The organism is Actinomadura sp. 9N215, assembly GCF_044326345.1.
Taxonomy (GTDB): Bacteria; Actinomycetota; Actinomycetes; order Streptosporangiales; family Streptosporangiaceae; genus Spirillospora.
Window position 1 is genome coordinate 296,722 of sequence record NZ_JBIRBA010000002.1, and the last position, 25,229, is coordinate 321,950.

24 protein-coding genes are annotated in these 25,229 nt (G+C 74.9%); 19 read left to right on the forward strand and 5 right to left on the reverse strand.

Annotated features, from left to right (window positions below; genetic code table 11):
• The first annotated feature begins 5 nt into the window (after positions 1-5).
• The 6 genes from ACH34T_RS04090 to ACH34T_RS04115 all read left to right on the forward strand — a co-directional run bounded on the left by ACH34T_RS04090 (position 6) and on the right by ACH34T_RS04115 (position 5,902).
• On the forward strand, positions 6-410 hold the full coding sequence (locus tag ACH34T_RS04090) for a rhodanese-like domain-containing protein (RefSeq protein WP_395990572.1): 405 nt from the start codon (positions 6-8) through the stop codon (positions 408-410).
• Positions 410-1,918 (forward strand): FGGY family carbohydrate kinase, encoded by a 1,509-nt coding sequence (locus ACH34T_RS04095; protein ID WP_395990573.1) that lies wholly within the window; start codon positions 410-412, stop codon positions 1,916-1,918. Before ACH34T_RS04090 ends, ACH34T_RS04095 begins: the two co-directional genes overlap by 1 nt.
• The gene (locus ACH34T_RS04100) at positions 1,915-3,450 is read left to right on the forward strand and encodes an FGGY-family carbohydrate kinase (RefSeq protein ID WP_395990574.1); all 1,536 of its coding nucleotides are present in this window, start codon (positions 1,915-1,917) and stop codon (positions 3,448-3,450) included. The genes ACH34T_RS04095 and ACH34T_RS04100 overlap by 4 nt, the downstream gene beginning before the upstream one ends.
• Entirely contained in the window at positions 3,447-4,061 is a 615-nt protein-coding gene (locus ACH34T_RS04105; protein WP_395990575.1) for a histidine phosphatase family protein, read from the forward strand. Before ACH34T_RS04100 ends, ACH34T_RS04105 begins: the two co-directional genes overlap by 4 nt.
• A complete protein-coding gene (locus tag ACH34T_RS04110; protein ID WP_395990576.1) occupies positions 4,058-5,086 on the forward strand; it encodes a 2-hydroxyacid dehydrogenase in 1,029 nt (342 codons plus the stop codon). Before ACH34T_RS04105 ends, ACH34T_RS04110 begins: the two co-directional genes overlap by 4 nt.
• A 324-nt stretch (positions 5,087-5,410) precedes the next feature.
• Positions 5,411-5,902, forward strand: a complete 492-nt coding sequence (locus ACH34T_RS04115; protein WP_395990577.1) for a metallophosphoesterase family protein — start codon at positions 5,411-5,413, stop codon at positions 5,900-5,902.
• Positions 5,903-5,966: 64 nt separating this feature from the next.
• Here ACH34T_RS04115 and ACH34T_RS04120 read toward each other — a convergent pair whose 3' ends face one another.
• Both ACH34T_RS04120 and ACH34T_RS04125 read right to left on the reverse strand, forming a co-directional pair.
• Positions 5,967-6,452 carry a DUF2752 domain-containing protein gene (locus tag ACH34T_RS04120; protein ID WP_395990578.1) on the reverse strand — a complete coding sequence of 162 codons (486 nt, stop codon included), beginning with the start codon at positions 6,450-6,452 and terminating at the stop codon, positions 5,967-5,969.
• A gap of 3 nt (positions 6,453-6,455) precedes the next feature.
• Positions 6,456-6,740: a CD225/dispanin family protein gene (locus ACH34T_RS04125; protein WP_395990579.1), complete on the reverse strand. Its 285-nt coding sequence runs from the start codon at positions 6,738-6,740 to the stop codon at positions 6,456-6,458.
• A gap of 512 nt (positions 6,741-7,252) precedes the next feature.
• Here ACH34T_RS04125 and ACH34T_RS04130 point away from each other — a divergent pair.
• Complete coding sequence (locus ACH34T_RS04130) at positions 7,253-9,229, forward strand: hypothetical protein (protein WP_395990580.1); 1,977 nt, start codon at positions 7,253-7,255, stop codon at positions 9,227-9,229.
• A 22-nt stretch (positions 9,230-9,251) separates the two neighbouring features.
• Here ACH34T_RS04130 and ACH34T_RS04135 read toward each other — a convergent pair whose 3' ends face one another.
• Positions 9,252-10,190 carry an MBL fold metallo-hydrolase gene (locus ACH34T_RS04135; protein ID WP_395990581.1) on the reverse strand — a complete coding sequence of 313 codons (939 nt, stop codon included), beginning with the start codon at positions 10,188-10,190 and terminating at the stop codon, positions 9,252-9,254.
• Positions 10,191-10,235: 45 nt separating this feature from the next.
• A complete protein-coding gene (locus ACH34T_RS04140) occupies positions 10,236-11,585 on the reverse strand; it encodes a DUF1015 family protein (protein ID WP_395990582.1) in 1,350 nt (449 codons plus the stop codon).
• Positions 11,586-11,729: 144 nt separating this feature from the next.
• Here ACH34T_RS04140 and ACH34T_RS04145 point away from each other — a divergent pair, with 144 nt between their 5' ends.
• Together ACH34T_RS04145 and ACH34T_RS04150 are read left to right on the forward strand one after the other, a co-directional pair.
• A complete protein-coding gene (locus ACH34T_RS04145; RefSeq protein ID WP_395990583.1) occupies positions 11,730-12,092 on the forward strand; it encodes a tetratricopeptide repeat protein in 363 nt (120 codons plus the stop codon).
• Between the two features lie 11 nt (positions 12,093-12,103).
• A complete protein-coding gene (locus tag ACH34T_RS04150) occupies positions 12,104-13,105 on the forward strand; it encodes an HAD-IIA family hydrolase (protein WP_395990584.1) in 1,002 nt (333 codons plus the stop codon).
• A gap of 1 nt (position 13,106) precedes the next feature.
• On the opposite strand, the gene ACH34T_RS04155 is transcribed toward ACH34T_RS04150, so the two are convergent.
• Positions 13,107-13,448 (reverse strand): SCP2 sterol-binding domain-containing protein, encoded by a 342-nt coding sequence (locus tag ACH34T_RS04155; protein WP_395990585.1) that lies wholly within the window; start codon positions 13,446-13,448, stop codon positions 13,107-13,109.
• 115 nt (positions 13,449-13,563) lie between these two features.
• Here ACH34T_RS04155 and ACH34T_RS04160 point away from each other — a divergent pair, with 115 nt between their 5' ends.
• From ACH34T_RS04160 to ACH34T_RS04205, 10 genes are all read left to right on the forward strand, one after another.
• The gene (locus ACH34T_RS04160; RefSeq protein WP_395990586.1) at positions 13,564-13,959 is read left to right on the forward strand and encodes a hypothetical protein; all 396 of its coding nucleotides are present in this window, start codon (positions 13,564-13,566) and stop codon (positions 13,957-13,959) included.
• A gap of 9 nt (positions 13,960-13,968) precedes the next feature.
• Positions 13,969-14,772, forward strand: a complete 804-nt coding sequence (locus ACH34T_RS04165) for a TlyA family RNA methyltransferase (protein WP_395990587.1) — start codon at positions 13,969-13,971, stop codon at positions 14,770-14,772.
• 238 nt (positions 14,773-15,010) lie between these two features.
• Positions 15,011-15,991 carry an NAD kinase gene (locus ACH34T_RS04170; protein ID WP_395990588.1) on the forward strand — a complete coding sequence of 327 codons (981 nt, stop codon included), beginning with the start codon at positions 15,011-15,013 and terminating at the stop codon, positions 15,989-15,991.
• A gap of 59 nt (positions 15,992-16,050) precedes the next feature.
• Positions 16,051-17,757 (forward strand): DNA repair protein RecN, encoded by a 1,707-nt coding sequence (gene recN / locus ACH34T_RS04175; protein WP_395990589.1) that lies wholly within the window; start codon positions 16,051-16,053, stop codon positions 17,755-17,757.
• A 202-nt stretch (positions 17,758-17,959) separates the two neighbouring features.
• Positions 17,960-19,162 (forward strand): putative cytokinetic ring protein SteA, encoded by a 1,203-nt coding sequence (steA, locus tag ACH34T_RS04180; RefSeq protein ID WP_395990858.1) that lies wholly within the window; start codon positions 17,960-17,962, stop codon positions 19,160-19,162.
• Positions 19,159-20,115 (forward strand): copper transporter, encoded by a 957-nt coding sequence (locus ACH34T_RS04185; RefSeq protein WP_395990590.1) that lies wholly within the window; start codon positions 19,159-19,161, stop codon positions 20,113-20,115. The genes steA and ACH34T_RS04185 overlap by 4 nt, the downstream gene beginning before the upstream one ends.
• Before the next feature lie 4 nt (positions 20,116-20,119).
• Positions 20,120-21,139, forward strand: a complete 1,020-nt coding sequence (locus ACH34T_RS04190) for a hypothetical protein (protein WP_395990591.1) — start codon at positions 20,120-20,122, stop codon at positions 21,137-21,139.
• A 42-nt stretch (positions 21,140-21,181) separates the two neighbouring features.
• The gene (gene murJ, locus ACH34T_RS04195; RefSeq protein ID WP_395990592.1) at positions 21,182-22,810 is read left to right on the forward strand and encodes a murein biosynthesis integral membrane protein MurJ; all 1,629 of its coding nucleotides are present in this window, start codon (positions 21,182-21,184) and stop codon (positions 22,808-22,810) included.
• The gene (locus tag ACH34T_RS04200) at positions 22,803-24,008 is read left to right on the forward strand and encodes a glycosyltransferase (protein ID WP_395990593.1); all 1,206 of its coding nucleotides are present in this window, start codon (positions 22,803-22,805) and stop codon (positions 24,006-24,008) included. Before murJ ends, ACH34T_RS04200 begins: the two co-directional genes overlap by 8 nt.
• 197 nt (positions 24,009-24,205) lie before the next feature.
• On the forward strand, positions 24,206-25,207 hold the full coding sequence (locus ACH34T_RS04205) for a TerC family protein (protein ID WP_395990594.1): 1,002 nt from the start codon (positions 24,206-24,208) through the stop codon (positions 25,205-25,207).
• The last annotated feature ends 22 nt before the right edge of the window (positions 25,208-25,229 follow it).

Here is a 25,229-nt window from a genome sequence, read left to right on the forward strand (position 1 = left end):
GACGCATGGCTCGCACTATCGATGAGGTCCTCGCCGACGCGCGTGACCGGCTGGAACGCCTCGACCCGCACCGCGCCCACGCGGAGTCGCTCGGCGGCGCGGTGCTGGTCGACATCCGCCCGGCCGCGCAGCGGGCGGACGAGGGCGAGGTGCCAGGCGCGCTGATCGTGGAGCGCAACGTCCTCGAATGGCGGTTCGACCCCGCGTCCGGCGCGCGGCTGCCGCAGGCGACCGGCCACGACCTGCGCGTCATCGTGCTGTGCTCGGAGGGCTACACCTCCAGCCTGGCCGCCGCGTCCCTCCACGACGTCGGGCTGACCCGCGCCACCGACGTCGTCGGCGGGTTCCGGGCGTGGCGCGCCGCGGGCCTCCCGGCGACCGGCGGCGACCCTGCGGGACGCGGGACCTGATGGCCGTCGTCTGCGTCGACGCCGGCACCACGATGATCAAGGCGGTCGGGTACGCCGGGGACGGGACCGAGCTGGCCGCCGCCCGCCGCACCGCCAGGGTGGACCGGCCCGCGCCGGGCCGCGCCGAGCAGGACATGGCGGCGGTCTGGCGCGCCGTGGCGGACGCGGTCCGCGAGGTGCTCGCGAAGATCGGCGACGGCGTCGACCTGGTGGCGCTGACCGCGCAGGGCGACGGGGCCTGGCTGGTGGACGCCGGCGGCGCCCCCACCGGCCCGGCGATCCTGTGGAACGACGGCCGCGCCGCCCCGGTCGTGGCGGGCTGGGCGGCGTCGGGCGTGCTGGACGAGGCGTTCCGCGTCAACGGGACGCTGACGTTCGCGGGCCTGCCGAACGCGATCCTGACCTGGCTCCGCGAGCACGACCCGGACCGCCTCGACCGGACGGCCGCGTCCCTGACCTGCGGCGGCTGGATCTTCTCCCGCCTCACCGGGGAGATCGCCGCGGACGGCTCGGACGCGTCCGCCCCCTTCACCGACATCGCCCGGCGCCGCTACAGCGACGACCTCCTCCGCCTCTACGGCATGGAATGGGCGCGGCGGCTCCTGCCCGAGCAGCGCGGCGACGACCGGCGCGCCGCCCCGCTGACCGGGGCCGCCGCGGACGAGCTGGGCCTGCCGCCCGGGATCCCCGTCGTCCTCGCGCCGTACGACATCGCGTCCACCGCGATCGGCGTCGGGGCCGTCGGCGCCGGGCAGGCCTGCACGATCCTCGGCACGACGCTGTGCACGGAGACGGTCGTGGACGCCCCGCGCCTCACCGGCGAACCGTCCGGCCTGACGGTCGCGATGGGCCTGCCGGGCCGCTACCTGCGGGCGTTCCCGACGCTCGCCGGAAGCCAGGTCGTCGACTGGGCGTGCCGCCTGCTCGGCCTCTTCATCCCCGCCGACCTCGCCGAACTCGCGGCGCGGGCCCCGGCGGGCGCGGGCGGCCTGGTGTTCCTGCCCTACCTGTCGCCCGCGGGTGAACGGGCGCCGTTCCTCGACCCGCTCGCGCGCGGCGCGTTCCACGGCCTGACCGTGGACCATGAGCGCGAGCACGTCGCCCGCGCCGTCCTCGAAGGGCTCAGCCTGGTCGTCCGCGACTGCCTGGCCGCGGCGGAGACCCGTCCGGCCGAGCTGCGCGTGAGCGGCGGCGGCGCGGCGAGCCGGGAGTGGCTGGGCATGCTGGCGGACGTCGTCGGCGTGCCCGTCGTCCGGACGGCGGACGCCGAGGCCGGGGCGCGCGGCGCGTTCATCGTCGGCCTGCTGTCCACCGGGCGCGCCGGCGACGCCCGCGAGGCCGCCGACGCCTTCGTCCGCCCGGCCGAGACCTTCGATCCCGACCCCGGCCGCGCCGCCCACTACGAGCAGGCCTACCGCGACTTCCTCGCCATCCGCGCCGCCACGGCGTCCGCCTGGCCGACGCTCGCGGAACTCCGCGCCCGCGCGGCCGGGGAAGCGGGTCCGTGAGCGCCGTGCCCGGCGCGGAGGAGGTGTGGGTCGGCATCGATCTCGGGACGCAGGGCGTGCGCGCCCTGGCCGTGACCGCATCCGGCGGCGTGGCCGGGTCCGGCAGCCGGAAGCTCACCGGGCGGCGCGACGGCCCCCGCCACGAGCAGGACCCCGAGGACTGGTGGACGGCGCTGTCCGCCGCATGCCGTCAAGCGCTGGCGGACGTCCCGGCCCAGGCGGTCCAGGCCGTCGCCGTCGACGCGACGTCAGGGACCGTCCTGCTCACCGACGACCACGGACGGCCCCTGACTCCGGCGCTCATGTACGACGACACGCGCGCGGCCGAGCACGTCGACCGGGTGAACGAGGCCGGCGGCGAACTGTGGCGGCGGCTCGGCTACCAGCGCATGCAGCCGGCCTGGGCCCTGCCGAAACTGCTGTGGCTCCTGCGGCGGCACGCCGGTGGCGGCGCCCGCCTCGCCCATCAGGCCGATTTCGTGAACCGGCGGCTCACCGGCCGTCCGGTCGCGACCGACCTCAGCAACGCGCTGAAGACCGGCGCCGACCTCATCGCGGAGGCATGGCCCGAGGACGTCCTCGACGCGCTGGACATCCCAGCCGGGCTGCTTCCTCCACTGCAACGCTCTGGCACGAGGCTGGGGACGGTCTGCGCGCGCGCCGCCGAGTCGACCGGCATACCGGAAGGAACCCCGGTCATCGCCGGATCGACCGACGGATGCGCCGCCCAGCTCGGCACGGGACGGCTCACCGCCGGTTCCTGGAACTCCGTGCTGGGGACGACGCTCGTCCTCAAGGGGGTCAGCGACGAGCTCGTCCACGACCCGTCCGGCGCCGTCTACTCGCACAAGGCACCGGACGGGCGCTGGCTCCCGGGCGGCGCGTCCAGCACGGGCGCGGGCGCCATCGCACGCGACTTCCCGGGCCGCGACCTCGCCGACCTCGACCGCCGCGCCGCCACCCGCGAACCGTCCACGGCGCTCGCCTACCCGCTGGTGGCGGCGGGGGAGCGGTTCCCGTTCCTGGCCCCCCAGGCCCGCGGGTTCCGGCTGGACGGAACCGGCGACGAGGCCGACGACTTCGCGTCCGTCCTGCAAGGCGTCGGCTACCTGGAACGGCTCTGCTTCGACCACCTCGACCTGCTCGGCGCCCCCACCGGCGGAGACCTGACGCTCACCGGCGGGGCGGCGCGCAGCGAGTACTGGTGCCAGCTGCGCGCCGACATCCTCGGCCGCCCCGTCGTGCGGCTGAGACAGGCCGAGCGGAGCTCGTCGTTTGATTGGCGGTGGGTGGGGGCTGGAGGACGGGAGGCCGGGCCCGCGCTCGGCGCCGCCGTCCTCGCCGCCTCGCCCGGACGGGACGTCGCCGAGGTCGCCGCCCGGATGGCCCCCGCCGGCACGGTGCTCGACCCGCGTCCGGAGAAGGCCGGCCTGTTCGACGCCCCCTACCTGCGCCTGGTCGGCGAGCTGGAACGGCGCGGCTGGCTGCCCGCCCGGACCGCCGCGCACGCGCGCGAAAGGACGCCCCGATGACGCGTCTCGTCCTCGCCCGGCACGGGGAGACCGAATGGCACGCCGAGAACCGGTACGCCGGGAGCAGCGACATCGCGCTGACCCCGCGCGGGCTGGACCAGGCCCGCGCGCTCGCCGCCTGGGCGCGGACCGTCCGTCCGGACGCCGTCTGGTGCTCCGACCTGGCCCGCTCCCGCGACACCGCCGCGCCGTCCGCCGCCGCGCTCGGCGCCGGACTCCACGTCGACGCACGGCTCCGCGAACTCGACTTCGGCCAAGGCGAAGGGCTCACGCGCGCCGAAATGGAACAGAGATTCCCCGAGAAACTGCGCGCCTTCCTGGCCGACCCCGTCGCCGCGCACCTCCCCGGAGGCGAAGACCCCGTCGCCGCCGCCCGCCGCCACCTCGACTGCCTGAACGAGATCGCCGCACGGCATCCCGATGGCCGCGTCCTCGTCGTCGCGCACTCGACCGCGATCCGGCTCGTCCTGTGCAGGCTGCTGGGGATGCCGCTCAAGGACTACCGGTGCCGGTTCCCGGTGATGGGCAACTGCGCGCTGACCGAGATCCGGCTCCGCGACGGCGACGCCGCCCTGCTGACGTTCAACACCCCGCTGGGGAGCCCTGGATGACGACCCGCGTCCTCGTGGCCGGCGACCATTTCGTCCGCAACGACCTGTTCATCGACGCCCTGCGCGCCGAGGCGCCGGACGGCGGCCTGGAGTTCGCGGAGATCACGCTGCCGTGGCCGGTGGAGCCGTTCGGGCGCGTCGCCGAGGTGGACGAGGCGTCCGGCACCGAGGACGAGCTCATCGAGGCGCTGCGCGGCGCCGAGATCTGCGTCACCCAGATGGCCCCGCTGACCAGGCGGATCCTGGACGCCTCACCCGGCCTGCGGCTGTTCGGCGTCGCCCGCGGCGGCCCCGTCAACGCCAACCTGGACGCCGCCGCCGACCACGGCGTCGCCGTCTGCCACGCCCCCGGACGCAACGCGGGCGCGACCGCCGAGCACACCCTCGGGCTGATCCTCGCGGCCGTCCGGCGCATCCCGCAGACCCACGCCGACCTGCGCGCCGGGCACTGGCGCGGCGACCACTACCGCTACGACGACGTCGGCGTCGAACTGGACGGCGCCACGGCGGGCGTCGTCGGCTGCGGCGCGGTCGGCCGCCGCGTCGCCCGGATGCTCGCCGCGCTCGGCGCCCGCGTCCTCGTCCACGACCCGTACCTGGACGACCTCGGCGACCTGACCGGCCTCGCCGAGCCCGTGCCACTGGACGAGCTGCTCGCGCAGGCGCGGATCGTCACGCTGCACGCCCGCGCCACACCGGAGACGGCCGGGATGATCGGCGCCGCGCAGCTCGCCGCGATGCCGCCCGGGTCGATCATCGTCAACTGCGCCCGCGGATCGCTGCTGGACTACGACGCGGTCTGCGACGCCGCCGAGTCCGGGCACCTGTTCGCCGCCGCGTTCGACGTGTTCCCCGAGGAGCCCGTCCCGGCCGCGTCGCGGCTGCTGACCGTCCCGAACATCGTCGTCACCCCGCATCTGGCCGGGGCCAGCAGGCAGACCGCCGCCAACGCCGCCCGCATCATCGCCCGGGACGTCGGCCGCCACCTGCGCGGCGAACCGCTCGTCCACCGCGCCGGTCCCTGAGCGGCGGCTCCCGGGTGGGAGCGCGGGAACGGCCGGGTCCCGAGGCCGGTGCAAGGGAGTGGTCATCCACCTCGGGACCCGGCCGTCCACTGTCCTCGCGGTGCTGGGTCGCCGTGTCGGAACGACCGGGGGCGTACGGCCGGAATCCTCCTGAGACGAACGCGAGGAATTCGAGCCTAACTCCGGCCGTCGGCGCGACATAATGACAGGGCGCTTACAGTTGTTTCCCACTGGTGTATAGGGCGCGCCGTGGCAAATTCACCCGTCCCGGGAATCACCGCCCCCGTGACCGCGCCGCCCCGCGCGGCGGCCACAATGGAGCACATGAGAGCGGTGGTCGTCTCCGACACCCACGCGCCCAGGCGCTGGAAGTCGTGCCCGCCGCGGGTGGCCGAGCACCTGCGCGGCGCCGACGTGATCCTGCACGCCGGCGACGTGTGCACGGCGTCCGTCCTGGACGAGCTGGCCGGGTACGCGCCCGTCCACGCCGTCCTCGGCAACAACGACGGGCCGGACGTCGCCGCGTGGGGCGCGCCCGAGCGCCTCGAACTCGACCTGGACGGACTCGCGGTCGCGATGGTCCACGACAGCGGCCAGGCCCGCGGCCGCACGGCCCGGATGCGCCGCTGGTTCCCCGCCGCCGACCTCGTCGTCTTCGGCCACTCGCACATCCCGCTGGACGAGACCGGCGACGGCGTCCGCGTCTTCAACCCCGGATCGCCCACCGACCGGCGCCGCCAGCCCCACGGCACCATCGGCCTCCTCGACGTCCACGCCGGCCGCCTCACCGCCGCGACGATCGTCCCCGTCACCTGACGGGGCCACGCGAAGACGGGCGCCCAGCCGGTCGCGTCAGCGGTGCGACGGCGGAAGAACCGGGTCAGGCGGCGAGGAACGATCCGAACGGCAGGTTGCGCACCAGCCCGAAGATCAGGACCGTCGCGAAGAGCGCCCAGATCAGCGCGGGCCGGGCCGCCTTCACGCGGACCGGACGGCCCCGCGCCCGCGCTCGCGCCCACCGGAACCAGAAGAACGCCAGGACCGGAACCGCCGCCATGGCCAGAATGTTCAGCCCCAGGGCGTCCTCGATCCGGCCGTGGGCGAGCGCGTGGACGGTCCGCATTGAGCCGCAGCCCGGGCACTGCCACCCGGTCACCGAGAGGAACGGGCAGGTCGGGTAATGCCCTTCCTGATTCGGATCGACCGCGGCGACATAGCAGACGGCCGCGGTCGCGGCGGCCAGGACGCCGACCGGCGCCAGCAGGCGGAGCGCCCCCGCGACCGCGGGACGGTCGCGAGGCTCCCCCCTCCGCCCGGACGCCCGCCCGCCAGGCCGGCGCGGGCCGGACCGGCGGTCGGGCATCATCACTCAGACCTGCACGAACGCCAACGCGATACCGACGACCACACCCGCGACCGCCGACACGATCGCCCACGTCTTCGCGTTGCTGGACGCCTTGTACGAGCCGGCGTGGTCACCGGCCATCCACTTGGAGTTGACCTGCGCGGCGAAGACGATCGACACGATCCCGGCGGGAAGACAGCACAGGATCGTCGACGCGATCGCCCACGGCAGGTAGTTCGGGGGCGGGCCGCCCGGGGTGCTCGGACCATAGTCGGAGCTCGGCGGCGGGGGCGCGGGCGGGTAGGACATTTCGCGGTACCTCCGTGCATGGGCTGGATAATCCAACTAGGTAGATGGTCGGCGAGCACGCCAGGTTCCCGGCGACCCGGATGAATCCGCCCGCCGGGAGCCGTGCCGCGGGAGCGGTTTGACGCGGCTGTGCAGAGCACGTAGGTTAGCCGCTCGTCGTCCGCGGCACGGATGCAGGACGCCCGCACGGCGGCCGATCGACCGGGGAGCCCACCGCCTGACCAGCCGACGCGGTACCGCCGCGTCCGGCGTGGCGCGACGGTCCGGAAGGCCCCGGTTTTGACAATCGGGCCGGACCTGATGAAATGGTCTGTCGGCTGCATTCCGCCAAGATTTCCGCTGAAAGCAGTTGAGCGGAAGTCGTCGGCGAGCTGATTTCTTCAGCCCTTTTCCGCACATCGCCGCAACGAAACGGCCGCCCGGATTATCGGACGGCCCTCGACGCATGCTGCGAGGTCGCAAAGTAGGCTGCAAGGGTCCACGGAACACCTTCGAGAACAGTGACGGACGTGATGAGCGCGGAAGACGACGCCCGCGGCGGCGAGGACCGTGAGCGGCGGGGCGACAACGGAGGGCGGAAACCGCCCGCCCGCCGTGGGGGCGACGCCCGTGGCGGGCCCGGCGGCCCCCGCAAGGGCGGCGGCCCCCGCTCCGGCGCGCCCCGCTCCGGCGGACCGAAGGGCGGTCGCGGTCGTCCGGCCGGCGGCGGCTGGAAGGACCGGGAGACCCGCGGCAACCGGGACGACCGCAAGCCGGCACGCCCGTTCAAGCGCTCCGACGACCGCCGCGACGGACGCTCCGACGACCGCCGCGAGACCCGCCCCGGCGCCCCGCGCGACGACCGACGAAACACCACCCAGAACCCCCGCCAAGCCCAGAACCCCCGCCAAGGCCCACGCCAGAGCCAAGGCCCCCGCCAAGGCCAGGGCCCACGCCAAGGCCAGGGCCCACGCCAAGGCCAAGGCCCGCGTCAGGGCCAGGGGCCGCGTCAGGGCCAGGGGCCGCGCCAAGGCCAGGGCCCGCGTCAGGGCCAGGGCCCACGCTTCGGCCAGGGCCCGCGCCAAGGCCAGGGCCCGCGTCAGGGCCAGGGCCCACGCTTCGGCCAGGGCCCGCGCCAAGGGCAAGGCCCGCGTCAGGGTCAGGGCCCGCGTCAAGGGCAGGGCCCGCGCCAGGGGCCGGGGTCGCGTCCGGGCGGCGGCGGGTGGCGGCCGGCGGGCGGCCAAGGGGAGCGGCGCTTCGAGGGAGGACGGCCGCAGGGCCGCCGCTACCAGGACCGTGACGAGCGCGGCGAACGCGGCGAGCGGCGCCCAGGCCCACGGCGGTTCGACGGCAAGCGCGACGGACGTCCGGGAGACCGGGACCGGCGTGGCGGCGGCGGACGCCCCTACGGGCCGCCGCGCGACCGCGACGACCGGCGGGCGCGCTCCGACGACCGCGAGCGTCCGGCGCCGAAACACGACGACCCGCTTCTGCCGGACGACGTCACCGGCGAGGAACTGGACGTCGACGCGCGCATCGAGCTGCGCACGCTGCCGAAGGAACTCGCCGCGAAGGTCGCCCGCCACCTCGTGATGGCGGGCCGCCTCGCCGACGAGGAACCGGAGCGGGCCTACAAGCACGCGCGGGCGGCACGGCGGCTCGCGTCGCGGGTCGGGGTCGTCCGGGAGGCGGCGGGGATCGCGGCCTACCACGCGGGCGAATGGGCGGAGGCGCTCGCGGAGCTGCGCGCGGCGCGGCGGCTGAGCGCGGGCGACGCCTCGTACCTTCCGGTGATGGCCGACTGCGAGCGCGGGCTCGGCCGTCCCGAGCGCGCCCTTGACCTGATCAAGTCGCCGGAGGCCGCGAAGCTCGACCCCATGGGACGCGTCGAGCTCCGCATCGTGGAGTCGGGCGTGCGCCGCGACCTCGGGCAGCATGACGCGGCCGTCGTGACGCTGCAGATCCCCGAGCTCCGCGACCGGCGGCTCCGGCCCTGGTCGATGCGGCTGTTCTACGCCTACGCGGACGCGCTGGCGGAGGCCGGACGCGACGACGAGGCGACCGACTGGTTCGCGCGGGCCGCGGCGGCCGACCGGGACGGCGACACCGACGCCGCGGAACGGTACGCCGAGCTCGAAGGCCTCCACATCGTCGACACCGAAGACGCCGAGACCGAGGAAGTCGGCGAGGAAGCCGACATCGAAGAGACCGGTGCCGGAGACGCCGAGGCCAGGGCAGCCGACGAGGCCGGGGAAACAGACGCCGAAGACGCCGAATCCGACGAGGCCGACGAGGCCGACGAGGCCGAGGTCGACGAGGTCGACGAGGTCGACGATCAGGGCGGCGACGGGGAAGGCGAAGCGGGAGGGGACGCGTCGCCGGTCGACATCGCGTTCAGGCCGCCCGAGCCCGAGGTGGTGGAGACGCCGGACGAGGAGGCGCCGGAGGCCCCGGCGCTGTTCCTGGAGCCGAAGCTGGGCGGCGCGGAGCGGCCTTCGCCGGGGGAGTGACGCGCCGTGCGCGGCGCCGGTGTCAGGCGTGCCTGTTCAGGGCGTGCATGATGCCGGCGACGTTGCTCTCGGCGCTGCTCAGCACCTCGTACTTGGCGGCCAGCTCCGGGTCGACGCCGTCGCCCGTGACGGCGTAGCGGTCCTTGGTGCGGTCGACGACCATCGCGACCGCATGGTCTAGGTCGAGGCCCTGGTCGCGGGCGTCCTTGACGGCGTCCACCCAGATCCGCAGCTCCTCCGCGGACCGCTCCAGCGTCTCGCCGACCTCCGTCACGGGCCCGTAGTGCGCGAACAGCAGCCGCTGCGGGCCGAGCGCCTGGAACCTGCCGAGCGACTTCAGCGCGGTGTCGAGGTCGAAGTCCGGCGGCGGTGTCGCGGGCCGCACGTCCGCGGTCTCGGGGATGTAGATGCCGGCGGCGTCGCCGACGTACAGGTCGCCGGTCTGTGAGTCCATCAGGCCGACGTGGTGCTTGGCGTGGCCGGGGGAGTAGTGCGACTCCAGGCGGCGCCCGCCGCCGAGGTCGACGGCGCCGGTGTCCTCGACGGCCCGGATCCGTGCCGCGTCCGTCGGCTTCAGCTCGCCGAACAGCGTGTCGAGGCTGTCGCCGTACACCATGCGGGCGCTGCGCATGAGCCGCTCCGGGTCCACCAGGTGCCGGGCGCCCTTCTCGTGGACGACGACCTCCGCGCGCGGGTACATGCGGGCGATGTCCCCGACGCCGCCCGCGTGGTCGAGGTGGATGTGCGTCACGACCACGCTCGCGAGATCGTCGGGACCGACGCCCATCTCCTCCAGCGCGCGCCGCACGACGGGGGCGGACCCGGACGTTCCGGGCTCCACCAGGCACGGCCGGTCGGAGAGGATCAGGTATCCGGCGGTGATCCCGGTGTAGCCGGCCATCCGCGTGTCGATCTCGTAGACGTCCCCGCCGAGCGGCTTGATCGTGGTCGTGGTGTCCATCGTCCGATCATCGCCTCGGGCGGGTCGCGCGGGCCACCCCGCCCCTCACGGGTCGAGGAGGCGCAGGACGAGGCCGGTGCGGGGCTTCGGCCCGAACGAGGTGGACTTGCGCGGCACGCGCTCGCCCTCGCCCGCGACGGCCAGGACGTCCTCGACCCTGAGCGGGTTCAGGACGACGGCCGTGCCGCCGGTCCGCCGCGCGCGGGCGATGGCGGCCGACGCGTCGTGGTGCACGATGTCGATGGCGTTCTCGTTCTCCGGGACGTCCCACACGTTCCCCATGAGCAGGTGGTCGAGGACGGCCGTGTCGAGCTCGCGCCAGCGCGCGGAGTGCTCGGACGGCATGGAGCGGCTCAGCGCGTCCGGATCGGGGTCGGTGAGCAGGTGCAGGGTATCGCCGCCCCCGAGGAGGAAGGCGGGACGGGGCGCGCCGGCGAGCGCTTCGAGCGCGGCTGTCTCGTCCTGGAAGTCGGTGACGCGGAACACCTTGCGAGCACGTTCCACCGCGTCACCGGGACGAAGGCCGGGCAAAACGCGGTGGATCGCGTCCAGGTCCGGCGGGTAGCGCGTGGAGTCGACGAGCATGGCCAGGCCCGCGTCCCATGGGCCGGGGCCGTCGCCCGCGCCGTGCCGGCGCGCCTGGAGCGCGCGGTAGGTCGCGTACCTGTGGTGGCCGTCGGCGATGAGCGCCTGCCTGCCGCGCAGGTCCGCGGCGACGCGCGCGTGCACGGCGGGGTCGTCGATGCGCCAGAGCCGGTGCGTGAGCCCGTCGTCGGCGTCGAACTCCACCAGCGGCGCCTCCGCGGCCGCGCCGTCGACGATCCGCGCCGCGTCGCCGCCGCCCTCGTACACCAGGAAGATCGGCTCCAGGTTGGCGTTCGCGGCGGTCATCAGCGCCAGCCGGTCGCGGACGGGTCCCGGGAAGACGTTCTCGTGCGGCAGCACCACGCCGTCCGACTCCGCGCGCAGCCCCAGGGCGCCGATGAGGCCGCGCTGCCGGACCGTCCCGCCGCGGGCCGCCTCGTAGACGTACAGGGCCGGGTCGGCGTCGATGGTGAGGGCGCCCTCGTCCAGCCACCGGCGCAGCCGCCGTCCCGCCGCGTCGTAGCTCTCCCCGGCCGCGCGCGGCAGGTTCAGCCGGACGATGTTGTGACCGCCGCCCGCCAGCAGCCGCATCGCCGCCGCGTCGTCGATCAGGTCGTACGGCGGCATGGTCACCGACGCCAGGTCACCGGCCACCTCGGGGACGAAGCGGACACCGCGGAACGGCGTCAGCTCCAGGCCGCCGCCCGTCCGCGGACCGGACGTCCCGAAGACGCGGGCGCTGAACTCCTCCGGGCCGAGACCGTCGAGATCGTCGAGGCCGGAGGGGAGATCGTCGTCCATCCTGGGCATGCTAATGGCCGGAGGGCGTCCGGAGGCCCGGCGGGTACGGTCGAATTCCGAGGGGAGGTCCACATGGAGCGTCAAGGATCTGGGAGGCCTGAGGATTCCCCAGGGGGCGATAAAGGCGAGCATGCCGCCTCCCCCGGCGGCGGCGTGTACGAGTGGTACACGCGGGGGCTGGAGCTGCTCAGGTCGGGCAGCGCCGGGGCGGCGCTGCAGCTGCTGGCGAGGGCCGCCGACGCCGAGCCCAGGTCGCACAGCATCCGGGAGGCGCTCGCCCGCGCCCAGTTCGGGGCGCGGCAGTTCGGCGCGGCGGCGGAGAGCTTCCGGTGGATCGTCGAGGAGGAGCCCGCCGAGGACTACGCCCGCTTCGGCCTCGGGCTCGCGCTCAGCCGGATGGGCGACTTCGAGGGCGCGGTGGAGCATCTGGCGCTCGCCGCGGCCATGCGCCCCGAGAACGGCGACTACGCGAAGGCGCTCCAGCACGCCAGGGCCACCCTGAAGTACCGCCGCTGATGAGGAGCTTCATGCGAGGCAGCGACCGTCCACTGTGCGAGGCGTACGACGTCGCGCTGCTCGACCTCGACGGGGTCGTCTACGTCGGCCGCAGGCCCGTCCCGGCGGCGGCCGAGTCGCTCGCCAAGGCCCGCGCGGCGGGGCAGCGGCTCGCGTTCGTGACCAACAACGCCTCCCGGACGCCGTCCGCGGTCGCGGCGCTGCTCACCGACGTCGGCGTCCCGGCGGACGCGGACGACGTGGTGACCTCCGCGCAGGCCGCCGCCCGCCTGCTCGCCGAGCGGCTCCCCGCCGGGTCCGAGGTGCTCGTGGTCGGCGGCATGGGCCTGCGGCACGCCCTCTACGCGCAGGGGCTGCGGCCCGTGTCCACCGCGGCCGGACGGCCCGCCGCCGTCGTCCAGGGCTTCCACCCGGACGTCGGGTACGGGCTGCTGTCCGAAGGCGCGCGGGCCGTCAGCGAGGGCGCGCTGTTCGTCGGCTCCAACGGCGACCTGACCATCCCCGGCGGCGACGGCCCCCCGAACCCGGGCAACGGCTCCCTGCTCCGCGTGATCAGCTCCGCGACCGGCGTCGAGCCGATCGTCGCGGGCAAGCCGGAGCGGCCGCTGCACCAGGAGTCGGTCCGGCGCACCGGCGCCCGGCGGCCGCTCGTGGTCGGCGACCGACTCGACACCGACATCGAGGGCGCCCGCAACGGGGACGCCGACAGCCTCCTCGTGTTCACCGGCGTCACCGACCCGGCGCACGCCCTCACCGCCCCGCCGCACCAGCGGCCCACGTACCTGGCCGCCGACTTGGGCGGGCTCCTCGTCCCGCACCCGGAGACCGTCCGGGAGGGCGACGGCCACCGCTGCGGCGGCTGGACGGCCCGCCGCGACGGCGGCGCGTTCACGATCGACGGCTCAGGCGCCCCCTACGACGGCCTCCGCGCCCTCGCCTCCGCCGCCTGGCAAACGCCCACGCCCCCTCCTGCACAGGCGGTCGCGGCGGCGCTGAAGGTCCTCGGGCTCTAGATCAGAGCATCTTCCTGAGGCGGAGGAGGTCGAAGATGCTCGCCTCGATCTTGAGCCTGCCCTCGGCCCACGCCCTGGTGGGGCTCAGCTCGTCGGCGGCCATGGCGACGAGGTCGTCGCTGTTCACCGTGAGGCGGACCTGCGCGTCCCCCGGGTCGCCGTCGAGCTCGAACGGGTCGAGACCGCCGGGGTGGAGCCGGGTGCGGTAGACCAGCCCGAGGTCCGGGACGTGGCAGCTGATCGTCCGCTCGACGACGTGCTCGGCGAGCCGGTCGGCGTCCACCTCCGCCAGCCGTGCCGCGACGCGGCCCAGCGCCGCGCGGCACTCCTCCTCGTTCGCCATGGTCAGGCCGTTCCCCGTTCCCTCGGCAGCGATGTCGTTCAGGGACGGTAGCGTTCGGGATGAGCCGGAAGCGACTCGGCCGCGGGCGCGGAGGGTCTACTGGGAGGTAAACGTGATGTCCGACGAGGCCGCGGAAGGACGGGAGGTCCAGGTCCCCGAGGCCGGCGAGGCCCCGGCGGAGCCGGAGTTCCCGGCCGTCCCGCCGCCCGACCCGACCGGCGATCCGCGCGTGGACGCCGCCGTCGCCCGCCTCGGCGAGCTCGGCGCGCGGCCCGTCCCCGAGCATGTGGAGATCTTCGAGGACGTCCACCAGCGGCTGCAGGAGCTCCTCGCCGCCGCCGACCAGGACGACCCGCAGCCCCCGCACGTGCCGCACGCTCCGCAGGCGCCGCACGCTCCGCAGGTGCCGGAGCCTCCGCGCGTGCCGCGTCCGGCCGAGCCCGCGCAGCCCGGCCAGCAGGCGGGGGCGTCCCGTCCCGCCTTTCCCGACGCGCTCCGGCCGCGTCCATGAACCGGGCCGATGAGCACTAGGCGCCGGCTGGACGCGGAGCTGGTCCGGCGCGGCCTGGCGCGGTCGCGCGAGCACGCGGCCCGGCTGATCGGCGACGGGCTGGTCCGGGTCGGCGGGCGGACGGCGGAGAAGGCCGCGACGCAGGTGGAGGCCGCCGCCGCGATCGTCGTGGCCGACGCGGGCGCGGGTCCCGACTACGTCTCGCGCGGCGGGCACAAGCTCGCCGGCGCCCTCCAGGCCTTCGAGGGCCTGGACGTGAAAGGCCGCGTGTGCCTGGACGCGGGCGCGTCCACCGGCGGGTTCACCGACGTCCTCCTGCGGGCGGGCGCCGCGCAGGTGTACGCGGTGGACGTCGGCTACGGCCAGATCGCCTGGTCGCTGCGCACCGACGACCGCGTCACCGTCCTGGAGCGGACGAACGTCCGCGACCTCCGCCCCGACATGCTCGGCGGCACGCCGCCGGATCTCGTCGTCGGCGACCTGTCGTTCATCTCGCTGCGGCTCGTCCTCGGGCCGGTGCGCGCGTGCACGGCGCCCGGCGCCGACTTCGCGATGATGGTGAAGCCGCAGTTCGAGGTCGGCAAGGACCGGGTCGGCGCGGGCGGCGTCGTCCGCGACCCGGAGCTGCGCGCCGCCGCGGTGCGGGGCGTGGCCGAGCACGCGGCGACGCTCGGCCTCGGCGTGCTCGGGGTGGCGGCGAGCCCGCTGCCCGGCCCGTCGGGGAACGTCGAGTACTTCCTGTGGCTGCGCGCGGAGGCCCCGCCGCTCGACGAGGCCGGCCTCGCCAAGGCCATTGCGGACGGCCCGCAATGAGCCACCTCCTTCACCGGCCCGGCCGGACGGCGCCGCACTCTGCGGAAACGTCGGAGGAGGGCGATTCAGTGATCGGCTTCGGCCCGCGGCGCGTACAGAAGGCGTCCGAACCGGGAACGACCCTTCGGGGGACGTTCGTCCAGACGTCCGAAAGAGCGAGCGAAGCGAGGCGGGGGGCGTGGGGGGCCGCTCCCCACAGGGAAGCGCGCGCGAGCGCGCCGGGGAGTGGGGCGAGAGCATGAGCAAGAGGTCGGTGCTGGTCGTGACGCACACCGGGCGGCCGGAGGCGGTCCGCAGCGCACAGCTGGTCATCGAGCGGCTCAGCGAGGCCGGGATCAGCGTGCGGGTCCTGGACGGCGAGGCCGCGGCGATCGGCGCCGCGGGCGTCGACGTCATGCCGAGCAGCGCCGCGGCCGCCGAGGACGCCGAGGTCGTCATGGTCCTCGGTGGGGACGGGACGCTCCTGCGCGCCGCCGACCTGACCCGCAGCGCGGGGACGCCGATCCTCGGCGTCAACCTCGGCCACGTCGGGTTCCTCGCCGAGGCGGAGCGCGACGACCTCGCCGCCACCGTCGACCGGGTGGTGACCCGCCGCTACGACGTCGAGGAGCGGATGACCGTCGACGTCACCGCCCGCCTCAACGGCTCGGTCATGGGCACGACGTGGGCGCTGAACGAGGCGAGCATCGAGAAGGCCGAGCGGGAGCGGATGCTGGAGGTCGTCGCCGAGATCGACGGCCGCCCGCTGTCGAACTGGGGCTGCGACGGGGTGGTGTGCGCGACGCCGACCGGCTCGACCGCGTACGCGTTCTCCGCCGGCGGCCCGGTGGTGTGGCCGGAGGTCGAGGCGATGCTGGTCGTGCCGATCAGCGCGCACTCGCTGTTCGCGCGGCCGCTGGTGGTGTCGCCGCGCTCGCTGGTCGCGGTGGAGGTGCTGCCGGGCACGCCGCGCGCCGTCCTGTGGTGCGACGGGCGCCGCACGCTCGACCTGCCGCCCGGCGTGCGGGTGGAGGTCCGGCGGGGCGCGGAGCCGGTGCGGCTGGCGCGGCTGCACCTGACCCCGTTCACCGACCGGCTCGTCACGAAGTTCGGGCTGCCCGTGACGGGGTGGCGCGGGCGGGTCAGGCAGCCGTCCCATCCGTCACCTCCGCTGGAGGACTCGCAGGTCGCGGACGCCCCGGGGATCGGCGGGGACGCGCCACGCGATCAGAGGGGATAATCTCCGACAGGCGCTGATCCCGGATCTGTTCGCGGAGGGTTGTGACGCTGGTGCGCCCGATGGTCGATGAGGTGCGGATCGAGGGCCTCGGAGTGATCGATGAGGCCGTGCTCGACCTGTCCCCGGGTTTCAACGTCGTGACCGGTGAGACCGGGGCGGGCAAGACGATGGTCGTCACCAGCCTCGGGCTGATGTTCGGCGGGCGCGCGGACCCGCAGCGGGTCAGGCCCGGCGCCGACCGCGCCACCGTCGAGGGCCGGATCGTCGTCGACCCCGGCGGACGCGTCGTCGAGCGCGTGGAGGAGGCCGGCGGCGAGCTGGACGACGGCGCGCTGATCGTGACCCGGTCGGTGTCGGCGGAGGGCCGCTCCCGCGCGTTCCTCGGCGGCCGGTCCGTCCCGGTGAACGTGCTGATCAATTTGGCGGACGATCTCGTCGCCGTGCACGGGCAGTCCGACCAGCAGCGGCTGTTGCAGGCGTCCCGGCAGCGCGGCGCGCTCGACCGGTACGCGGGCGCCGCGCTGACCAAGCCGATGCGCGCCTACACGGCGGCGTACCAGCGGCACCGGCAGGTCACCGCGCTGCTGGACGAGCTGACCACCCGCGCCCGAGAGCGCGCCCAGGAGGCGGAGATGCTCCGCTTCGGCCTGGAGGAGATCGAGAAGGTCGACCCGAAGGACGGCGAGGACGCCGACCTCGCCGCCGAGGAGGAGCGGCTCGGGCACGCCGACGCGCTGCGCGGCGCCGCGGACACGGCCCATGAGGCGCTGCTCGGCGACCCGTCCGCCGCGATCGAGGCCGCGAACGTGACGAGCCTGCTCGGCCAGGCCCGCAACGCGCTGGACGCCGTCCGCGACCACGATGCCGAGCTGGCCGGGCTCGCCGACCGGCTCGCCGAGGCCGGGTACCTCGTCAACGACGTCGGCACCGACCTCGCCGCCTACGCCGAGTCGGTGGACGCCGACCCGGCGCGGCTCGCGGTCGTCCAGGAGAGGCGCGCCGACGTGACCGCGCTGATCCGCAAGTACGGCGGCGCAGAGGCGACCACGACGGAGGTCCTGGAGTGGGCGCGGCGGTCGGCGGCGCGGCTCACCGAGCTGGAGGGCGACGACGACCGCATCGAGGAGCTCCGGGCCGAGCACGCCGAGCTGACCGAGCGGCTCGCGGCGGAGGCGGGCGAGCTGACCGAGGTCCGCACCCGCGCCGCCGAGCGGTTCTCCGACGCGGTCACCGGGGAGCTGACCGCGCTGGCGATGCCGCACGCCCGCGTCAGCGTCACCGTCGCCCCGACCGGGGAGTACGGCCCGCACGGCGTCGACGAGGTCGAGGTGCGGCTCGCGCCGCATCCCGGGTCGAAGCCGCTGCCGCTGCACAAGGGCGCGTCCGGCGGCGAGCTGTCGCGCGTGATGCTGGCCATCGAGGTCGTGTTCGCCGGCGCCGACCCGGTGCCGACGTTCGTGTTCGACGAGGTCGACGCGGGCGTCGGCGGCAAGGCGGCGGTGGAGATCGGGCGGCGGCTGGCGCGGCTGGCCCGCAACGCGCAGGTGATCGTCGTCACGCACCTGCCGCAGGTCGCGGCGTTCGCCGACCGGCACCTGCTGGTGGAGAAGTCCGACGACGGCACGGTCACCAGCAGCGGCGTCACCGCCCTGGACCAGGAGGGCCGCGTGCGGGAACTGTCGCGGATGCTCGCCGGGCTTGAGGACTCCGAACTCGGCCGCGCCCACGCCGAGGAACTCCTCGAAATGGCGTCCGCCGAACGGTAACCGGTATCCGGCAACAACTCCCCGAAAACCGCGCGTCATTGAGGGGGACGACCGCCCACCCCTCCCGAAAAACTACAGACGGTGCGCGAATGGACACGCCTGGACACTCGCCGTTTCCCGTGTTCGGTTCCGTGCTCTGGCAGGATGGCAATTGATGAACGAGCCGTCACCCACCACAGAGCGGCGCGTCCGGCTGGCGCAGATGCTGCCGCGGCGCGTGCTGACGCTCGGCCTGGCCCGCGACGACGGCCTGCCCGGCGTCAGCGCCACGGTGCGGCTCGACCGCCGCACCAAGGACCTGACCAAGCGCCTGCAGCCCGGCGAGGTCGCGGTGATCGACCACGTCGATCTCGACCGCGTCAGCGCCGAGGCGCTGGTGGCGTGCGGGGCCGGCGCGGTCGTGAACGTCGCGCCGAGCATCTCGGGACGCTACCCGAACCTCGGCCCGCAGATCCTGCTGGACGCCGACATCCCGCTGGTGGACGACGTAGGCCCCGAGATCTTCAGCAAGCTGCACGAGGGCGACCAGGTCCGCGTCGCGGGCTGCGCCGTCCACCGTGTCGGCCAGAAGGGCGAGGACGTCGTCGCCAAGGGCACCGAGCAGACGCCCGAGAGCGTCCTGACGGCGCTGGTCGAGGCGAAGGCGGGCCTCGCGACGCAGCTGGAGGCGTTCGTCGCCAACACGATGGAGTACGTCAAGCGCGAGCGCGACCTGCTCATCGACGGCGTCGGCGTCCCGGAGGTCAGCACGAAGCTCGCGGGGCGGCACGCGCTGATCGTCGTCCGCGGCTACCACTACCGCGAGGACATCGCGACCCTGCGGCCGTACATCCGCGAGTACCGTCCCGTCCTCATCGGGGTGGACGGCGGCGCCGACGCGCTGCTGGAGGCCGGGTACCGCCCCGACATGATCGTCGGCGACATGGACTCGGTCTCCGACGACGCGCTGACCTGCGGCGCCGAGATCGTCGTGCACGCCTACCGGGACGGCCGCGCGCCGGGCCTGAAGCGCGTCCACGAGCTGGGCCAGGAGGCGGTGACGTTCCCCGCCACCGCCACCAGCGAGGACATCGCGATGCTGCTCGCCGACGACAAGGGCGCCACGCTCATCGTCGCGGTCGGCACGCACGCCAACATGGTCGAGTTCCTCGACAAGGGCCGCGCCGGCATGGCCAGCACGTTCCTCACCCGGCTGCGGGTCGGCAGCAAGCTGGTGGACGCCAAGGGCGTCAGCCGGCTCTACCGCAGCCGGATCTCCACCTGGTCGCTGCTGTTCCTCGTCCTCGGCGCGGTCGTCGCCATCGTCACCGCCGTCGCCATGTCCCCGGCGGGGGGCGTCATCAGCCCCCTGCTCGCCGACCGCTGGCACGCCTTCGTCTTCTGGCTGACCGGACTCTTCACGTGATCGATTTCCGCTACCACCTCGTCTCCATCGTCGCGATCTTCCTCGCGCTGGCGCTCGGCATCGTGCTCGGCTCCACCACGCTGTCGGACTCGGTGAGCGACACGCTGCGCCAGCGGGCGAACTCGGCGGCCAAGACCGCCCAGCAGGCCCGCCTGCAGCAGCGGCAGCTGCAGCACCAGGTGAACGGGCAGGAGCAGTTCGCCCAGCTGCTGTCGTCGCAGATCGTCGTCAACCGGCTCAGGGGCCAGTCCGTGGTGTTCATCGAGGCGCCGGGCGCCGGCGACGACGGCCTTGAGCGGATCGGCGAGCTCGCCAAGAGCGCGGGCGCCGCCGTCACCGGGCGCGTCACCGTCCAGAAGAAGTTCCTGGACGACGACCAGCGCACCACGGTCGACGAGCTCGCCACGCAGTTGAAGCCCGACGGCGTCGAGTTCCCCGACAACGCGTCCGCGTACGAGAAGGCGGGCACCGTCCTCGCGAGCGCCCTCGTCACCAAGGACCCCGCGAAGTCGGGCCGGGAGGACGCCGCGGGCGGCGCCGTCATGAACGCCTTCAAGCAGGCCGGATACATCACCGAGAGCGGCAAGCCGGGGCAGCACGCGACGATGGCCGTCATGGTCGGGCCCGCCACCCCGTACGCCTACGACGGCGGCGGTGACCACAACAAGGCGCTGATCTCGCTGGCGTCCGCACTCGACGGCGCCGGGCGCGGTACCGTCGTCGGTGGCCCGCCGACCTCCGCGCAGGAGGGCGGGCTGATCGCGGCGCTGCGTGACTCCGACGCCGAGGACTCGGTCTCCGCCGTCGACGTGGTGGACACCGCGTCCGGGCAGGTCGTGACGATCCTGGCGCTGCAGGACGAGATGAGCGGCAAGTCCGGGCAGTACGGCACGGGCCCCGGCGCGAGCGGCTACGCGCCGTCGCCCGCGCCCACGCCGGGGAAGAACGGGTGACCTGATGAAGCGACGCATTGCCGGCGGCCGGGCGACCGGCCGGGCCTCGGGGACGGCGAGGGCGGCCAGGCTGCTGGCCGGGGCGGGCCTCGGCGCGGTCGCCGCGCGTGCCGCCTACGGCGCGCTGACGCGGCGCCCGCCCGGGCTGAACGGCCTGCCGGGCGAGGAGGTATGGGGCCGCACGAACCATCGCGGCGAGCCGGTGACGCTGCTGGAGGGGCCCGCCTTCGTCGCGGGCGCCGCCGCGGCCGGGCTCCTCGCGCCCGGCACCCCCGGCCGGATGCGCGCCGCCGCGCTCCTCGCGGGGACCGGGTCGGCGCTGCTCGGCGGCTACGACGACCTCGCGGGGTCCGCGTCGTCCCGCGGCTTCAAGGGCCATCTGGCCGCGCTCGCCCGCGGCGAGGTCACCAGCGGCGCGGTCAAGATCCTCGGCATCGGGGCGACCGGCCTCGCCGCCGCCGCGATCGCCGGGTCGCCCGCCCCGTCCCGGACGGGACGCGCCTTCGACGCCCTCCTCAACGGCGCGATCATCGCCGGGGCCGCGAACCTGATGAACCTGTTCGACCTGCGCCCCGGGCGGGCCGTCAAGGTCGGCCTGATCGCCGGCGCGCCGCTGGCGCTGACCAAGTCCGGGTCGGCGGTCGTGGCCGCGCCGCTCGGCGCCGCCGCCGCGCTCCTGCCCGAGGACCTCGGCGAGCGCGCGATGCTCGGCGACACCGGCGCGAACGCGCTCGGCGCGCTGCTCGGCCTGTCCGCCACGCGGCTCGGGCGCGGGCCGCGGCTCGCCGTCCTGGCCGGGCTCGCCGGGCTGAACGCGGCCAGCGAGTTCGTCAGCTTCACCAAGGTCATCGCGGGGAACCCGGTGCTGAACCGCATCGACCTGCTCGGCCGCAGGCCCGCCGCCGTGCCGTCCCCGGCCCCCTCCGGCGAGGCGGAGAAGCCAGACATGGACGACGCGTTCCGCGCGTCCGTCCCGCCCCAGCCCGGGCCGGCCGGGAACGGCGTCACCGCCGACCCCGCCTAGCCGCGCCGCCCCCCGACATCGACGAGTGAGCCTCCGACGACCGTGTCCCCTGTGCTGCGCCGCCTGACCGGCGGGCTCGCCGGCGCGGCCGTGGTGATCGCCGTCATCACCGTCCTGTCGCGGCTGGCCGGGTTCGGGCGCACCTACGCGTTCTCGCAGACGGTCACCACGTCGTGCCTCAGCCAGGCGTACTTCACCTCGACGCAGTTCCCCAGCATCGTCTACGAGATCGTCGCGGGCGGCGCGCTGGCCAGCATGGTCGTGCCGGTCCTCGCGGGGCCCGCGGAACGCGGCGACCGCGAGCAGGTCCGCCGGATCGGGTCGGCGCTGCTGACCTGGATCGTCGTGCTGATGGTGCCGCTGTCGGCGCTGCTGGCGCTCGGCTCCGGTCCGATCATGGAGCTGCTGGTCGGCGACGACCTGAAGGGCTGCTCGCGCGGCGAGATCGTGGACGTCGGCTCCACCATGCTCGCGATCATGTCGGCGCAGATGGTGATGTACGGGATGGCGGTCGTCCTGTACGGGCTGTTGCAGTCGCACCGCCGGTTCGTCGCGCCCGCGCTGGCGCCGCTGATGTCGAGCCTCGTGGTGATCGCCGCGTACGTGGCGTACGCGCCGCTCGGCCGCGGCTACGAGAACGACCTGGCGGGTCTCCCGCTGGACGCGGAGCTGACCTTGTCGATCGGGACCGCGCTCGGCGGCGTCGCGATGGCCGTCACCGCCGGGATCGCGGCGTGGCGGCTGCGACTCGGGCTGCGCCCGACGCTGCGGTTCCCGGACGGCGTCGCGCGGCGCGTGCGGCGGCTCGCGCTCGCCGGGCTCGCGACCGTCGCGGCGCAGCAGCTGTCGGCGCTGCTCGTCGTCCGGCTCAGCTACGAGGGGACGGGCGGCGCGCTCGCCAACTACCAGTACGCGTGGGCGATCTACCTGCTGCCGTGGGCGATCCTGGCCGTGCCGATCGCGACGAGCGCGTTCCCGATGCTGTCGGCGCGGATGAGCGCGGGCGAGCAGGAGCGGTTCGACCAGGTCACCGCGTCCACGACCCGCGCGGTGATCCTGGTGTCGTGCGCGGGGGCGGCGGCGCTGGCGGCCGTCGCAGTCCCGATCGGCGCGGTGTTCAACCCCGGCCACCCCGACCAGCAGGACGTGCTGTCCCGCGCGGTGCTGGCGTTCGCGCCGGGCCTTCTCGGCTACGGGCTCGTCGCGCATCTCGGGCGCGTCCTGTTCGCGTGCCACCGGGGACGGATGGGCGCGGCGGCGGTCGTCTCGGGCTGGCTGGTGGTGATGGTCGCGGACGTCGCGCTCGTCCTGTCGGCCGACCGGCAGTGGGTGGTGGCGGCGCTCGGCGCGGGCAACGCGGCCGGGATGACCGTCGCGGGCGCGCTGCTGCTGGGAACGCTCCTGCGCGCCAGGGGCGCCGCGTCCGTGGCCGGGATACCGCGCGCGCTGGCGGCCGGGCTGGCGGGCGCCGCCGCGGGGGGCGCGGCCGGTTACGCGACCGCCGCGCTGCTCGGGACGGGCGGAACCGGCCCGGGCGGCGAACTCCGCAACGTCGGGACCGGTATGCTCGCCGCGCTCGTGGCCGCCGCCGCCTTCCTGATCGTCGCATTCGTGATCGACGGCCGTGACCTGCGGGCCGTCCTGAGCCGGAGGATCACCCGTCATGTCTGACACGAGGGAGCTGGACGGGCTGCGCGTCGCCGTCGTCCTCGGGACCGCCGCGGGCGGCGTCGGGAAGCACGTCCGGTCCGTCGCCCGGCGCCTGGCGGGGCGCGGCGCGCGCGTGCTGGTGTGCGGGCCCGCGTCGACCGAGGAGCTGTTCGGGTTCGCGGGCGGCGGCGTCCGCTTCGCCGAGATCGACGTCGCGGACCGGCCGCGCCCGCTGAGCGACGCCAGGGCCGTGCGGCGGCTGCGGTCGCTGCTGCGCGGCGCGGACGTCGTCCACGCGCACGGGCTGCGCGCCGGCGCGCTCGCGGTGGGCGCGTGCGCGCGGCTCGCGCCGGGCCCGCTGCGCGTCTCGCGGGGCGGGCCGCCGCTGGTCGTCACGCTCCACAACGCCGTCATCGCGGGCGGGCGGACGGCCGCCGTCTACGGGACGCTGGAGCGGATCGTGGCGCGCGGCGCGACGTGCGTCCTCGGGGTGTCGCCCGACCTGGAGGAGCGGATGCGGTCGCTGGGCGCCCGGTCGGTCGGGCACGCGATCGTCCCCGCGCCCGCGCCGCAGGCGCCGCCGGGCCCGGCGGTCCGCGCCGACCTGCGGGCCGAGCTGGACGTGGGGGAGCGGCCGCTGATCGTCACGGTGGCCCGGCTCGCCGAGCAGAAGGGCCTGCCGACGCTGCTGGACGCGGCGCGCGCCTGGGCCGGCCGCACCCCGCCGCCGTTCGTCGCGATCGTCGGGGACGGCCCGCTGGAGGACGAGCTGCGCGCCAGGATCGACGCCGAGGACCTGCCCGTCCGGCTGCTCGGCCGCCGCCCGGACGTCGCGGGCCTGCTCGCCGCGTCCGACGTGACGGTCGTCCCGAGCGTGTGGGAGGGGCAGCCGCTGGTCGTCCAGGAGATCCTGCGGGCGGGACGGCCGCTCGTCGCGACCCGGGTCGGCGGCATCCCCGGCATGGTCGGCGCGGGTGAGCGTCCCGCGGACGGCGCCGGCCCGCTGCTGCACGGCCCGGAGAGCGAGGCGGCGCTGCTCGTCCCGCCGGGCGACGCGGACGCCCTGGAACGCGCGGTGAGCCGCGTCCTGGACGACCCGGCGCTCGCCGCCCGGCTCGCCTCGGCCGCCGCGCAGCGCTCGGCCAAGCTGCCCGGCGAGGACGACGCCGTCGACCAGCTCGCCGCCCTCTATCTGGAACTTGCGGGTGCCCGCAAGTAGACAAATGTGACGAGAGAGGGAACTCCGGCGCGCGAGGTCGCGTTGTAGGGGGACGTGGAGGGGAGTATCCCCGCGCACGGTTCCCGTCAATACGGTCGGTCCATATCGGCCCGGGTTCCGCGGCCCCGAGAACCCGGTTGTTCCTGGGCGGGAGAGACCTCCGGCGCTCGTTCGTGTCCGCTGGAGGTGCTTCACCTTTGTCCGTCTCACCCCTGGTGTGGGGACTCACCATCGCGGGGATCCTCGCCGTCATCGCCGCCGACCTCTTCCTGATCCACCGCAACGACACCCGCGAGTTCACCACCCGGCGCGCCGCGTTCTGGTCGGTGGTCTACATCGGCCTCGCCGTGCTGTTCGGCCTCGGCGTCTGGCTGTTCTCCGGCGGGCGGTACGCGGCCGAGTACTACGGCGGGTTCGTCACCGAGAAGAGCCTCAGCGTCGACAACCTGTTCGTGTTCATGGTGATCCTCACCCGGTTCGCCGTGCCGAAGCACGCCCAGCACACCGTGCTGATGGCGGGCATCGTGATCGCGCTGGTGCTGCGGGGCGTCTTCATCGCCGTCGGCGCCGCGGCGATCTCCACGTTCACCTGGGTGTTCTTCATCTTCGGCGCGTTCCTCATCTGGACGGCGATCGGGCTCGTCCGCGGGGACGACGACGAGTTCGAGGAGAACAGGTTGCTGCGGTGGGCGAAGCGGGTCATCCCGACGTCCGACGAGTACGACGGGTCCCGGTTCGTCACCCGGCACGGCGGCCGCCGGTACCTGACCCCGATGGCCGTCGTCATGATCGCGATCGGCTCCACCGACGTGCTGTTCGCGCTGGACTCCATCCCCGCGATCTTCGGGCTGACGACCGAGCCGTACCTGGTGTTCACCGCCAACGCGTTCGCGCTGATGGGGCTCGTCCAGCTGTACTTCCTGCTCGGCGGGCTGACCGACCGGCTCGTCTACCTCGGGCACGGGCTGGCGTTCATCCTCGGCTTCATCGGCGTGAAGCTGATCTTCCACGCGATGCACGAGTACGGCGTGTCGTGGGCGCCGGAGATCCCGATCTGGCTGTCCCTCGCGGTGATCGCCGGGACGCTCGCCGCCACGACCGTCGCCAGCCTCGCCGTGGGGCGCGGGACGTCCGGCAAGGAGGCGGGCGGGCCCCTGGCCGCCGGGGAGGCCGACGCCTCCGCGACACGCGACGCATAGCGGACACCCCACTCGACCGAAC

Coding starts and splice junctions, on each gene's coding strand:
- ACH34T_RS04135 (WP_395990581.1), bottom strand. CDS start 10,190: ATGGACACCACGACCACGATCAAGCCGCTCGGCGGGGACGTCTACGAG.
- ACH34T_RS04155 (WP_395990585.1), bottom strand. CDS start 13,448: ATGGCGAACGAGGAGGAGTGCCGCGCGGCGCTGGGCCGCGTCGCGGCA.
- ACH34T_RS04150 (WP_395990584.1), top strand. CDS start 12,104: ATGCGAGGCAGCGACCGTCCACTGTGCGAGGCGTACGACGTCGCGCTG.
- ACH34T_RS04170 (WP_395990588.1), top strand. CDS start 15,011: ATGAGCAAGAGGTCGGTGCTGGTCGTGACGCACACCGGGCGGCCGGAG.
- ACH34T_RS04130 (WP_395990580.1), top strand. CDS start 7,253: ATGAGCGCGGAAGACGACGCCCGCGGCGGCGAGGACCGTGAGCGGCGG.
- ACH34T_RS04090 (WP_395990572.1), top strand. CDS start 6: ATGGCTCGCACTATCGATGAGGTCCTCGCCGACGCGCGTGACCGGCTG.
- steA (WP_395990858.1), top strand. CDS start 17,960: ATGCTGCCGCGGCGCGTGCTGACGCTCGGCCTGGCCCGCGACGACGGC.
- ACH34T_RS04160 (WP_395990586.1), top strand. CDS start 13,564: ATGTCCGACGAGGCCGCGGAAGGACGGGAGGTCCAGGTCCCCGAGGCC.
- ACH34T_RS04165 (WP_395990587.1), top strand. CDS start 13,969: ATGAGCACTAGGCGCCGGCTGGACGCGGAGCTGGTCCGGCGCGGCCTG.
- ACH34T_RS04125 (WP_395990579.1), bottom strand. CDS start 6,740: ATGTCCTACCCGCCCGCGCCCCCGCCGCCGAGCTCCGACTATGGTCCG.
- ACH34T_RS04115 (WP_395990577.1), top strand. CDS start 5,411: ATGAGAGCGGTGGTCGTCTCCGACACCCACGCGCCCAGGCGCTGGAAG.
- ACH34T_RS04110 (WP_395990576.1), top strand. CDS start 4,058: ATGACGACCCGCGTCCTCGTGGCCGGCGACCATTTCGTCCGCAACGAC.
- ACH34T_RS04105 (WP_395990575.1), top strand. CDS start 3,447: ATGACGCGTCTCGTCCTCGCCCGGCACGGGGAGACCGAATGGCACGCC.
- ACH34T_RS04120 (WP_395990578.1), bottom strand. CDS start 6,452: ATGATGCCCGACCGCCGGTCCGGCCCGCGCCGGCCTGGCGGGCGGGCG.
- ACH34T_RS04200 (WP_395990593.1), top strand. CDS start 22,803: ATGTCTGACACGAGGGAGCTGGACGGGCTGCGCGTCGCCGTCGTCCTC.
- ACH34T_RS04095 (WP_395990573.1), top strand. CDS start 410: ATGGCCGTCGTCTGCGTCGACGCCGGCACCACGATGATCAAGGCGGTC.
- recN (WP_395990589.1), top strand. CDS start 16,051: ATGGTCGATGAGGTGCGGATCGAGGGCCTCGGAGTGATCGATGAGGCC.
- ACH34T_RS04140 (WP_395990582.1), bottom strand. CDS start 11,585: ATGCCCAGGATGGACGACGATCTCCCCTCCGGCCTCGACGATCTCGAC.
- ACH34T_RS04190 (WP_395990591.1), top strand. CDS start 20,120: ATGAAGCGACGCATTGCCGGCGGCCGGGCGACCGGCCGGGCCTCGGGG.